General features: G+C 67.4%; 7 protein-coding genes. 1 reads left to right on the top strand and 6 read right to left on the bottom strand.

Annotated elements, in window-relative coordinates; translation table 11 throughout:
• Positions 1-3: 3 nt before the first annotated feature.
• The 5 genes from ffh to ftsY form a co-directional block, all read right to left on the bottom strand.
• Entirely contained in the window at positions 4-1569 is a 1566-nt protein-coding gene (ffh, locus tag A5740_RS12670) for a signal recognition particle protein (RefSeq protein WP_076194514.1), read from the bottom strand.
• A 46-nt stretch (positions 1570-1615) separates the two neighbouring features.
• Positions 1616-4144 carry a [protein-PII] uridylyltransferase gene (locus A5740_RS12665; protein WP_076194512.1) on the bottom strand — a complete coding sequence of 843 codons (2529 nt, stop codon included), beginning with the start codon at positions 4142-4144 and terminating at the stop codon, positions 1616-1618.
• Between the two features lie 87 nt (positions 4145-4231).
• A complete protein-coding gene (locus A5740_RS12660) occupies positions 4232-4570 on the bottom strand; it encodes a P-II family nitrogen regulator (RefSeq protein WP_003881099.1) in 339 nt (112 codons plus the stop codon).
• Positions 4571-4604: 34 nt separating this feature from the next.
• Positions 4605-5954: an ammonium transporter gene (locus tag A5740_RS12655; RefSeq protein WP_076194510.1), complete on the bottom strand. Its 1350-nt coding sequence runs from the start codon at positions 5952-5954 to the stop codon at positions 4605-4607.
• A gap of 181 nt (positions 5955-6135) precedes the next feature.
• Positions 6136-7524 (bottom strand): signal recognition particle-docking protein FtsY, encoded by a 1389-nt coding sequence (gene ftsY / locus A5740_RS12650; RefSeq protein ID WP_139335102.1) that lies wholly within the window; start codon positions 7522-7524, stop codon positions 6136-6138.
• Positions 7525-7943: 419 nt separating this feature from the next.
• Between ftsY and A5740_RS12645 the strand changes: the two genes are divergently transcribed.
• Positions 7944-9485 (top strand): PE-PPE domain-containing protein, encoded by a 1542-nt coding sequence (locus A5740_RS12645; RefSeq protein WP_076194507.1) that lies wholly within the window; start codon positions 7944-7946, stop codon positions 9483-9485.
• On the opposite strand, the gene smc is transcribed toward A5740_RS12645, so the two are convergent.
• Entirely contained in the window at positions 9472-13059 is a 3588-nt protein-coding gene (smc, locus tag A5740_RS12640) for a chromosome segregation protein SMC (RefSeq protein ID WP_076194506.1), read from the bottom strand. The two genes, A5740_RS12645 and smc, sit on opposite strands and share 14 nt — an antisense overlap.
• Positions 13060-13061: the final 2 nt, after the last annotated feature.

Below are 13061 nucleotides of genomic sequence, written 5' to 3'. Positions count from 1 at the left end.
AGACTAGTTCTGGCCGGGGAACTTCAGCTTCGACAGGTCGAAATCGGCCAGCCCGGGCGGCAACTCGTCCAGCCCCTTGGGCATGTTGGACAAATCGGGGAATCCGGCGGGCAGCCCGGCACCCAACGGGTTTCTCGGCGGGGTCGGACCTTTCCCTGGCTGACGGCCCTTCTTCTTGCCGGCCTGCTTGTTCTTGCCCTTCGCCGCCTTGCGGGTCGAACCCTTGCGGCCGAACGGCATCCCCATCTGGCCGGCCATCTGCGACATCATCTTGCGGGCGTCGAAGAACCGGTCGACGAGCTGGTTCACCTCGGAGACGCTGACGCCCGAGCCGTTGGCGATGCGCAGCCGGCGCGAGGCATTGATGATCTTCGGATCGGCCCGCTCGGCAGGGGTCATCCCGCGGATGATCGCCTGCACCCGGTCGAGCTGGCTGTCGTCGACCGCGGCCAACGCGTCCTTCATCTGGCCGGCGCCGGGGAGCATGCCCAGCAGGTTGCCGATCGGACCCATCTTGCGGATCGCCAGCATCTGCTCGAGGAAGTCCTCCAGGGTCAGCTCTCCCGAACCGATCTTGGCTGCGGCCTCCTCGGCCTTCTGCTGATCGAAGACCTGTTCGGCCTGTTCGATGAGGGTGAGCACGTCGCCCATGCCCAGGATCCGGCTGGCCATCCGGTCGGGGTGGAAGACATCGAAGTCTTCGAGCTTCTCCCCTGCCGAGGCGAACAGGATCGGTACGCCGGTGATCTCGCGGACCGACAGCGCCGCACCACCGCGCGCATCGCCGTCGAGCTTGGTCAGTACGACGCCGGTGAAGCCGACGCCCTCGCGGAACGCCTCGGCGGTGGCGACGGCGTCCTGGCCGATCATCGCGTCGAGCACGAACAGGGTCTCGTCGGGTTTCACGGCGTCGCGGATGGCCGCGGCCTGTCCCATCAGTTCCTCGTCGATGCCCAGCCGGCCGGCGGTGTCGACGAGGACCACGTCGAAGTGTTTGGCCTTCGCCTCGGCCAGGCCGGCCGACGCGACCGCCACCGGGTCCCCTTGACCGGCCTGCTCAAGACCCTCGACGGAGGTGCCCGGATGCGGCGCGAACACCGACACCCCGGCGCGCTCACCGACGATCTGCAGCTGGTGGACCGCACCGGGCCGCTGCAGGTCACACGCCACCAGCAGCGGGCTGTGCCCCAGACCCTTGAGCCACTTCGCCAGCTTGCCCGCCAGCGTCGTCTTACCGGCACCTTGCAGGCCGGCCAGCATGATGACCGTCGGCGGGTTCTTGGCGAAGGCCAGTTGACGAGTCTGACCGCCGAGGATGCCGATCAGCTCCTCGTTGACGATCTTGACCACCTGTTGCGCGGGGTTCAGCGCAGCGGAGACCTCGGCGCCTTTGGCGCGGTCCTTGATCCGCGCGACGAACGCGCGCACCACCGGCAGCGAGACGTCGGCCTCCAGCAGGGCCAACCGGATCTCGCGCGCCGTGGCGTCGATATCGGCGTCGGTCAACCGCCCCTTGCCGCGTAGGCCCTGCAGGGCTCCGGTCAACCGGTCAGACAGGCTTTCAAACACGTGGTAAGCCTAACGGTCGGCGGGTTGGGCGGACGTCGGCCCGCCCTCAACCGGCCTGTTCGGCGGGCGTGGCCGGTTTGGGCGGCGGCGCGGGCAGGATCGCGAGCATGTCGCGTTCCAATTCCTCGCGCAGGGCGCCGAGACCGGTGTCACCCGCCGCGAGCGTGGGTGCGGTGATGCAGAACACATCGATCACCGAGGACCCCAGCGTCGTCACCTTCGCCCAGGCCACGTCCACGCCGTCGGTTTCGAACACCGCGGTCAGCCGGGCCAGCAGACCCGAGCGGTCGATGGTGCGGATCTGCACGATCAGCTCCTCCGGCTCGCCGCCGGGCGACCACAGAATGCGCGGCTGCGCCGGCACGTGGTTGGCCGGCACGGCGGCGAGAATCTCCCCGGCGCGGGTGGTCGGATATCGGGCTGCCTCGCGATCGCGCCGGTCGAGTGCGTCCATCACGTCCAGGTCGCCGTTGAGCGCGAGAATGAACTGCTGGCGCAGCAGTTCCGCCGCCGGCGGTGCACCGAAGTGCGGGGACACCACGAAGGTGTTGATCGCCGAGCCCTCGTGACTGTTGACCGACGCCGAGTGGACCCGCAGCGAGTGCAACGCCAACACACCGGCCGCTTTCGACAGCAGACCCCGCCGGTCGGGGGCGATCATCGTCACGCTGTAGATGTGTGGGGAGTCGGCCGGGGTGAGCTCCACGTGGACACCGACATCAGCCGCCAGCGCCAGGAACCGCGGTTCGATGGGGTCAGGCTGCGGCAGGGGCTCGCCGGCCATCACCAACCGGCACCGGCGCACCAGGTCGCCGATCAGCGAGGCTTTCCAGTCGCCCCACACGCCGGGGCCGGTGGCCAGTGAATCGGCTTCGGCCAGGACGTTCAGCAGCTCCAACAGCACCATGTCGCCGCCGAGCGCATCAGCGACCGCGTCAATCGTCTTGGGGTCCTGCAGGTCTCGTCGGGTCGCGGTATCGGGCAGCAGCAGATGGTATCGAACCATCTTGGACAGGACCTCGATATCCGACGGCCACAATCCCAGCCGGGTGCCGATCTGGGTGGCCAGCTCGGCACCGATGACACTGTGGTCGCCACCGCGACCCTTGCCGATGTCATGGCACAGCGCACCCAGCAGCAAGAGATCCGGACGCGACACCCGGGTGGTGAATGCGCTTGCCCGCGAGACTGTTTCGACCAGATGACGGTCAACCGTCCAGATGTGCACCACATCGCGGGGCGGCAGGTCGCGCACCGCACCCCATTCCGGGAACAGCCGTCCCCACAGGCCGGTGCGGTCCAGGGCCTCGATCGTGGCGACCGCGGCCGGCCCCGAAGCCAGCAACACCAGAAGGTCCTTGAGCGCCTGACGCGGCCAGGGGGTGCGCAGTTCCGGGGCGGTTTCGGCCAGCCGACTCAACGTGGAGACGGCCATCGGCAGGCCGGTACCGGCCGACGCCGCGGCGACGCGCAGGATCAGTCCCGGGTCGCGTTCCGGGCGGGCGTCGCGGGCCAGGATCACCTCACCGGCGTATTCGATCACCCCTTCGTCGAGGGGGCGCCGCACCGGCCGTCGCAGCGCCGCAAAGCCCCGGCGCGGTAAGGCATTGGCGGCCGTGCGGATACCGGCGTCGACGTAATAGCTCACGGTGCGCGCGGCGTCCGAGAGCATGCGGGCCAGGTCGAAGCGATCCCCGATCCGCAGGGCTGCCCCGATCTCGTCGGCGTGCTGGGCCAACAGGGTTTCTCGACCGCGTCCGGAGGCGCGGTGCAGTTCGGTCCGAACATTCAGCAGTGCCAGGTGCGCACCGCCCAGCGTGCCGGTCGGTGAGGCCAGGGCGCGGCTCGGATACACATCGGCCAGTTGGGCTATCGCGAGCGCGTTGAGCAGTTGGACGTCACGCAGACCACCCCGGCCGGACTTGAGATCGGGTTCGGCCCGGTGGGCGATCTGGCCGCTGCGCTGCCACCGCCCCTGCGCATGGTCGATGAGTTCGTCGAACCGCGAAGCGATCCCGATCCGCCACTGTCGACGCGCACCGCCCACCAGCAGCGCCGACAGGTCGGCATCACCGGCGATGTGCCGCGCGTCGAGCATGGCCAGGCCCACCGCGATGTCCTCACCGGCGACTTTGAGCGCCTCGGGCACGGTACGGACACTGTGGTCGATTCGAATATTGGCGTCCCACAACGGATACCAGAGCTGCTCGGCCACTTCGGAAACCACGGCCAGTGGCATGTTGTCGTGCAACAGCATCAGATCCAGATCGGAGTACGGCAACATCTCGCCGCGCCCCAGGCCTCCGGTCGCCACGATGGCAAACCCGCTGGAGGCCGTGATACCGATCTCGGCGGCCTTTGTGGTGAGCCAGAACTCGTGGAGATCGAGCAACGCGTCGCGCAGTTCCGCCGCGTCCAGGTGACGCGATCCCCCGTTGAGCAACTGTTGGGTGGCTGCCGCCAGGTCGTTGGCGGGGCGTGGCGAGCCGGCCGGCGCCTCCCCGAGGGGGGCTCCGGTACCGACCGGCTCCTCACGCAGCCAATCGCGGGTGGATTCTGGTTTCTGCTCTGTCATTTGGACTCCTCCCCCGGCCGACTACCCACCAACGCCCACTCGGTTCGGCCGGGAGACTCGGTCGATCAGCTGTTCGACCGACCGCCGCTACAGTGCGTCGGCGCCGCGTTCCCCGGTGCGGACCCGGACCACGGTGTCAACTGGACTGACCCAGACCTTCCCGTCGCCGATCTTGCCGGTACGGGCGGCCTGCACGATGACATCGACCACCTTGTCGACCGCGGAATCGTCGACGACGACCTCCACCCGGACCTTCGGCACGAAATCGACCGAGTATTCGGCGCCCCGGTAGACCTCGGTGTGCCCCTTCTGCCGCCCGTAACCCTGTACCTCGCTGACGGTCATTCCGAGAATGCCCGTCTGCTCCAGACCGGTCTTGACATCTTCCAGCGTGAACGGCTTGACGATCGCAGTAATCAGCTTCATAAATTCCATCCCTTCGGTGGCCAATTGTTCCCGATCAGGCGAGCTCGTAAGCCGTTTCCGCGTGCTCGGTCTCATCGATACCGGTGGCCTCATCTTCTTCCGTGACACGCCAGCCCAGCGGTTTGAGGGCCAACGCAATGATGGCAGTCATGACCGCGGTGAATACGGTTGCCACGACGGCAATCACGATCTGGACCACCAATTGCCTGACACCGCCGCCGTAGAACAGGCCCGTTTCGGTGGCGAAGAAGCCGATGGCGATGGTGCCCCACAGACCGGCGACGAGGTGAACGCCGACGACGTCGAGTGAATCATCGTAACCGAGCTTGTATTTCAGGCCGATGGCCAGAGCGGACAGCGCACCGGCGACGGCGCCGAGGACCAGCGACCCGATCGGGCTGAGCGCTCCACAGGCCGGCGTGATGGCAACCAGACCGGCGACGATGCCCGAGGCGGCACCGACACTGGTCGGATGTCCGTCACGGATGCGCTCGACCACCAACCAGCCCAACATCGCGGCGGCGGTCGCCGACGTGGTGTTGATCCACACCAGGCCGGCGGTGGCATCGGCGGCCCCCTCGGAACCGACGTTGAACCCGAACCAGCCGAACCACAGCAGCGCCGCGCCGAGCATCACCCACGGAATGTTGTGCGGACGGAAGGCCATCTTGCCGAAGCCGCGGCGCTTGCCCACCAGGATCGCCAGCACCAAGGCGGCCATACCTGCGTTGATGTGCACCACGGTGCCACCGGCGAAATCGATGGGCGCCACCGTTGCGGTGGCCGTGCCGTCCTCCCCCACGGTCGTCCCGAACAGCCAGGAGGCGAAGCCCCGTTCGTTGTTCGACAGCAGACCGCCACCCCAAACCATGTGGGCCAGAGGGAAGTACACCAGGGTGACCCAGATTCCCGCGAATGCCAGCCAGGTGCCGAACTTGACGCGCTCGGCCAGCGCACCACTGATCAGCGCGACCGTGATCACCGCGAAGGTGAGTTGGAAGGCCACCCACACGATCGCCGGGACCGAGCCGAACCCTCCGATGACGTGCAGTTCCTGACCGCCGATCTCGCGCGTCTCGAGCAGCTGCGTCAGGCCGAACAGTGAGAAGGGATTGTCGAAGACTCCGCCGACGTCCGATCCGCCGGTGTGGGCCGACGCGAACGACATCGAGTAGCCCCACAGGACGTAGATGACGCTGACGACACCCAAGGCTCCGAAGGACATCATCATCATGTTGAGCACAGACTTCTGCCGGGAGAGGCCGCCGTAGAAGAACGCCAGGGCCGGCGTCATCAGCAACACCAGGGCGGCGCTTGCGAGCACCCAGGCCGTATCGCCGCTGTCGAATGCGGCGAACGATTCGTCAGGTAGGGCTAAGACCACTTTGTGTGAACCTCCTTGGGAAGTGCGCCGAAAGATCGGCTCCCGATGAGATTCGTTGTGTGCCGTTTCATCAGTGATGCGGATGCGTTTCGTCGAAGTGAACGCAATCCGGATCCCCGTTACCTTCATGTTTCCCGAAACTCACGCCCGGTATGGACGCGTCGGGAACTCAGGAGTCTCCTCAGCCCAACAAGGCGTCGACGAAGGCCGCCGGCTCGAAGGGAGCGAGATCGTCCGGGCCTTCTCCGAGCCCGACGAGCTTGACCGGCACACCGAGTTCCTGCTGAACCCGGAACACGATGCCGCCCTTGGCGGTGCCGTCGAGCTTGGTCAACACCACCCCGGTGATGTCGACGACTTCGGCGAACACCTTGGCCTGGGGCAAGCTGTTCTGGCCGATCGTGGCATCCAGCACCAGCAGGACCTCGTCGACGGCGGCACGCTTCTCCACGACCCGCTTGACCTTGCCCAGCTCATCCATCAGACCGGTTTTCGTGTGAAGGCGGCCCGCGGTGTCGACGACGACGACGTCGGCGCCGGCCTTGATGCCCTCGTCGACGGCGTCGAACGCCACCGAGGCCGGGTCGGCACCTTCGGCACCGCGCACCACCTCGGCGCCGACGCGGGCAGCCCACGTCTGCAACTGGTCGGCGGCAGCAGCGCGGAAGGTGTCGGCGGCACCCAACACGACGCGTCGGCCGTCGGCGACCAGCACCCGGGCCAGCTTGCCGACCGTGGTGGTCTTGCCGGTGCCGTTGACCCCCACGACCAACAACACCGAGGGCTTGTCGGCGTGCGGAAGCGCCTTGATCGAGCGGTCGAACTCCGGCCGCAACTCGGACATCAGCACTTCGCGCAACACCGCACGCGCTTCGGCCTCACTGCGGACACCCTTGCTGGCCATCCGCTCCCGCAACGCCTCCACCACAGATTCGGTGACCACGGGTCCCAGATCGGCGATCAACAGGGTGTCCTCGACCGCCTCCCATGAATCCTCATCGAGATCACCGCCGCCGAGGAGCCCGAGCATGCTGCGGCCCAACGCATTCTGGGACTTGGCGAGCCGGCCGCGCAGCCGGTCCATCCGGCCTTCGGCCGGGGCGATGGCCTCGACCTCGGCGGCAACGGCATCCGTCGCCTCGGCCGACGAGGCGGCGGGCGTTTCCGGGACCTCCGGCGCCTCGGGGGCTTCGGGGACTTCCGGTGCTTCGGGGGCTTCCGGTGCAATCGGCTCCTCAGCCGCAGCGGGCGCCTCGGGTGGGGCGGTCGCGGCCGGCGGCTCGGGCAGCTGTACGTCGGAGATCGTGCGCCGGGGGGCGTCCCGCGGAATGGTGGCGTCGTCACCGACTGCGGGCAGCCCGCTGGTGTCGATCCGCTCAGCGGTCGGCGTGGCCGATTGGCTGAATGTGATCCCCGAGGAGGCGGTATACCCCCCGGAGCGGTCGATCTGTTTCGCCGCACTGTCTTCCGACAGGCTGATCCGTCGCCGTCGGTACCGCACCAATCCGACGGTCAGCGCAATGACGACGAGAACAGCGACGACCGCAATGGCGATCCAGACACCCAACAACGCACCATCTGACACGTCGACATTGTCTCAGGGCATCCGCCCGGCAACGACCGGCCCCATTCGGCGGCGGCGGACGAACAGAATCTCGGTGCCTTCCGTCCACGTCCAGGACACCGCCGCAGCAGATTGCCAGAACCGATGGTACGTGTACGTACCGCGGAGTACATTTCGACCAACAGCCCCATTGCGCCAATAGGTTCACGCCAGCCGTAGGTCCGCCCCACGGCTTAGCTGTCATTCAACGACCTGGCACCAGAAACCGCATTTCACACTTGTTTCAAGATCGGCAGCGATTCTTTTTCGAATTTGCTGACAACCACACCGCGTGTGGTTCACGATCCACCTGGGTCGGGAAAGACTTCAGCCATGGCCGGCGAGCGGTCGTTCCCTCGGAATGTTCGCGGAACGGGAGGGCCAAAATGCACGTGCGTCTGCTTCGGGGGTTGGCGCTGGCGGTCGTCGCGCTGATCGGCACCATCGGGCTTGCGGTGACCGCGAGCATGACCACACTGGTCCAGCTGACCGCCACCGCACTCATCATGGGTGGGACCGGGATGAAGGCGTTGGGTGATCCTCATCAATGGGGCGACGGGACCTATGTGGATGAGGTGAACACCACCTATCTGTCGGACCGCCATCTGGACGAGGACGATTTGCAGTGGGTGTCCACACCCGAGGAGTTCTGGCCGGCCACCGATCTGGGTGATGCCACCTTCGACACCTCGGTGGCCCGAGGCGTGCTCAGCCTCAACAACGCCGTGCTGGCGACACCAGGCGAGAAGATCGTCGTCGGCTACTCGCAGAGCGCCAACATCGCCACCCGGGAGAAGCGGAACCTGGCCGACCTGCGGGCGCAAGGCGCGACCGTACCGTCGGCCGACGAACTGTCGTTCGTGTTGGTCGCCAATCCCAACCGGCCCAACGGCGGAATCCTGGCCCGGTTCGACGGGCTGTACATTCCGATTCTGGGCGTCAGCTTCGATGGGGCCACTCCCGATGACGACTACTCGACGATCGACGTGGCCCGCGAATACGACCTGATCGCCGATTTCCCGAAGTACCCGCTCAATCTCCTGGCCGATCTCAACGCGATGATGGGGTACGTCTACCTGCACCCGAATTACGGCTCATCAGTGGTGAACCTGGACGATCCGAGCACATACCAGTCCTATACCTCCGGCCACACCACCTATTACCTGGTGCATACCGAACATCTGCCGCTGCTGCAGCCGTTGCGTGACATCGGGATTCTCGACCCGGCACTGGACCTCGTCGAGCCGACGCTGCGCGTTTTGATCGACCTCGCCTATGACCGCACGCCCGAGCACATGGGCGTGCCGACCCGGGCCGGGCTGATCGCCGACATCGATTGGGACAAACTCAAGTCCGATCTGACCGCGGCGGCCGACGACGGGGTACACGACGCGCTCGCCGGTCTGGGTATCGACGTCGACCGCGACAGCGTGCACCACCCGGAAAGCCCCGCGCCGCCGGCCAACTCGACATCCGCCAAGACCGCAACCGATACCGCGACGCCGCCCGACGCGCTGCCGCGCCAGGTTCGACCGCACCTGCGCGGGCTACGTCTGGCCACCGACGACCACGCCCTCACGCAGCCCAGCCGGGACGACACGGTCGCCGCGCCGGGAACCCCACCGGTAGCGGAACAGACGCCTGAGCCGAGTGGCACGGATGCGAAGGCGACATCCGAACGAAGCCCAAAGCCCTTGCGCCACTCCCTCACCCACGAGAAGACAGCCGATGTCGCCGACGACGCGGCGCCCTCGGATGACGCGCGCCGACCCCGCCGGGCCCACCGCACCGACGAGGGCGATGCGAACGCAGCCCGGGCGAGCGCCACCAAAGGCTCAGCACCGCAAAGCAAACCACGCCATGCGCATCGCACCGGGAAGTCCGACGTATCGCGTGGCCGGGCATCGACCGGCGTCAGCTCGAGTTGACCGCCAATTCCTGCCCGCGCATCCGCTGGGAGATCACCGTGGTGATGCCGTCACCGCGCATCGTCACGCCGTAGAGCGCGTCGGCGACCTCCATGGTCGGCTTCTGATGGGTGATCACGATCAGCTGCGACTTCTCCCGCAGCTGCTCGAACAGGCTGATCAGCCGCCGCAGGTTGACGTCGTCGAGTGCGGCCTCCACCTCGTCCATCACATAGAACGGGGACGGCCGGGCCCGGAAGATCGCCACCAACATCGCCACCGCGGTCAACGACTTCTCGCCGCCGGACAGCAAGGAGAGCCGCTTGATCTTCTTGCCGGGCGGTCGAGCCTCGACCTCGATGCCGGTGGTCAGCATGTCCGCCGGGTTCGTGAGCAGCAACCTGCCCTCTCCGCCGGGGAACAGCGTGGAGAACACCTGCTCGAACTCGCGCTCGACATCGACATAAGCCTCGGTGAACACCTGCAGGATGCGGGTGTCCACGTCGGCGATGACATCGAGCAGATCGCTGCGGGCCGCCTTCACGTCCTCCAGTTGCGTCGACAGGAAGTTGTAGCGCTCCTCCAGCGCCGCGAACTCCTCCAGCGCAAGCGGATTGACCCGGCCCAACTCCGAGAGTTCCCGTTCGGCCTTCTTGGCCCGACGTTCCTGGGTCGGGCGGTCGAACGGCATCGGCGCCGGCGCGGTGACCTGCTCACCCCGCTCACGAGCCTGCTCGTACTCGGCCATCTCCAGCTCGCTGGGCGGCAGCGGAACCTGCGGTCCGTATTCGGCGACCAGATCCGCAGCGGGCATCCCGAACTGCTCCAGCACCTGTGCCTCAAGCTGCTCGATACGAAGTGCCGCTTGCGCTTTGGCCATCTCGTCGCGGTGCAGGGAATCGGTGAGCGCGGTGATCCTCGCATTGAGTTCGTTGACCGTCTCACGCACCTGGGACAGCGCCGTGGCGCGCATTTGACGCTCGGTCGCCAGCTCGTCGCGCATCTGTGAGGCCACCGCCACCACGCCGCTGAGCCGTTGGGCCACAATGCGTCCCGACTCCGACACCGCGGCGGCCACCCGCGCCGCATGCTCACGGGCTTCGCGGGCCCGTTGGGCGCGAACCCGGGCCTCACGCTCGGCCGCGGCAGCCCGGCGCAGCGAATCCGCGCGTCCGCGAACCGCATTGGCCCGCTCCTCAGCGGTGCGTACCGCCAGGCGGGCCTCCACCTCGACCGAACGGGCCGCCTCCGCGGCGGCCATCGACGCCTGCCGGTCCACCGGCTCGGCCTCGAACGTCGGGAGCTGCTCGGCATTGTGCAGCCGCGACTCGAGTTCGGTGAGTTCCTCGACCGTCTTGGTGCGTCCGGCCTCGAGCTCATCGCGCTGGCGGATCAACCGTTGCCACTCGTCGCCGGCGACCCGGGATTCCTGCCCCAACCGTCCCAGTTGCTCATAGATCGCCGAGATCGCCGCGTCGGACTCGTTCAGCGCGGCCATCGCCTCTTCGGCGGACTCCTGACGGGCGGCCTGCTCGGCCAACGCACCCGACAGCGCGGCCGCCAGTTCGCCGGTCTGCCGCTCGGCGCCATCCAATTCGCGTCGGGCCTTGTCGATCTCCGAGCTGATCTCCAGCGTCGACGGCTTACGGTCGGATCCGCCGCTGATCCAACCCGCGCCGACAAGGTCGCCCTCGGCGGTCACGGCCCGCAGATCGGGCCGCTCCGACACCAGGTGCACACCGGCGCGCAGGTCGGACACCACGGCCACGCCGGCCAGCATCGCGGTGATCGCGCCGCGGAGCCGTTCGGGAACGGTGACCACGTCGTTGGCCCACATCGCCCCGTCGGGAAGCGCACCTGATGGTGCGGTCCCGTTGATCTTCCAGTCCCCCAACAGCAGGGCCGCCCGACCACCATCGGATTCCTTCAGCGCGGCGACCGCGGCCGCGGCCACCCCGAAATCCTCGGCGGCCAATGCGTCTGCGGCCGCCCCGAGCACCGTCGCCACCGCCACCTCGTGACCCGGTTGTACCTTCAGGTACTCGCCGATGGTGCCGAAAAGTCCTGCGCCACTGTGATTTTTCTGCAACCAGGCAGCACCGTCACGCCGATCCAGGCTGACCGACAACGCCTCGATACGAGCGTGCAGCGAGGCCACCTGTCGTTCTGCCGCGCGCTCGGCAGCCTGCAGTTCCGCCACCCGTTCATCGGCGAGCTTCAACGCGGCCACCGAGCGGTCGTGCTGCTCGTCGAGACCGACCTCTCCGGCGTCGAGTTCGCCGACCCGGCTCTGCACGGTCTCGAATTCCGCTTGCGCCTGTTGGGCTTTGGCGGCAGCCTCCTCGATGTTGACCGACAACCGCATGACACCCTCGTCGATCGACTCGACCCGGGTGCGCATCGTGTCGACCTGGCCGGCCAACCGGGCCAATCCCTCCCGGCGGTCAGCCTCGGCGCGGGCCGCGGCCAGATGCGCACGCTCGGCCTCGGCCGCCAGCTGCTCGCGTTCGGACAGCTCCGCGCGCGCGCTCTCCAAGACGATGCGCGACTCTTCCAACTCGCCGAGCAACTCCATCTCAAGCTCGGCGACCTCGTCGGCCTCGGCTTCCAGCGCTTCGGGGTCCTGCCCGGTGGACACCTCGGCCTCGGCCTCGAACAGCTGCGCCCGGTCGGTCGCGATGCGCACGGTGGCGCTCACCCGCTCGGCCAGCGCCGACGCTCGAAACCAGGTCTGTTGGGCGGCCTCGGCACGACGGGTCAGTTCTGCCACCGCAGCCTCGTGCGCCTGCAGTTCGACAGTCGCGGTCTCCAGCCTGGTCGTCGCCTCGTCATGCTCGCGGCGCAGCGTCGTCTCGGCCTGGTTCGTGTTGTGGAACTCGACCTGCCGTCTCACCAGGTCATCGGCAGCCAGCCGGAGCCGGGCGTCCCGCAGATCGGCCTGGATGGTGGCGGCGCGACGCGCCATCTCGGCCTGGCGGCCCAGCGGCTTGAGCTGTCTCCGAAGCTCAGTAGTGAGGTCCGTCAACCGGGCCAGGTTCGCCGCCATCGAGTCGAGCTTGCGGACCGCTTTTTCCTTGCGCTTGCGGTGCTTGAGGACACCCGCGGCCTCTTCGATGAAGGCGCGCCGATCCTCGGGGCGCGACTCCAGGATCTCCGAGAGCTTGCCCTGGCCGACGATGACGTGCATCTCCCGGCCGATGCCGGAGTCGCTCAACAGCTCCTGGACGTCCATCAATCGGCAACTGCTGCCGTTGATCTCGTATTCACCCGCGCCGTCGCGGAACACCCGGCGGGTGATCGACACCTCGGAGTACTCGATCGGCAGCGCGTTGTCGGAGTTGTCGATGGTCAACGTCACCTCGGCGCGCCCCAGCGGCGCCCGCGAGGACGTGCCGGCGAAGATGACGTCCTCCATCTTGCCGCCGCGCAGGGTCTTGGCGCCCTGCTCGCCCATCACCCAGGTCAAGGCGTCGACCACATTCGACTTGCCCGAGCCGTTCGGGCCGACGACGCAGGTGATCCCGGGCTCGAAGCGCAGAGTCGTCGGTGAGGCGAAGGACTTGAAGCCCTTCAACGTCAGACTCTTGAGGTGCACGG

The organism is Mycobacterium sp. GA-1841, from assembly GCF_001954135.1.
In the GTDB taxonomy this organism is placed as follows: Bacteria; Actinomycetota; Actinomycetes; order Mycobacteriales; family Mycobacteriaceae; genus Mycobacterium.
This window is presented reverse-complemented; position numbering and strand designations above follow the sequence as displayed.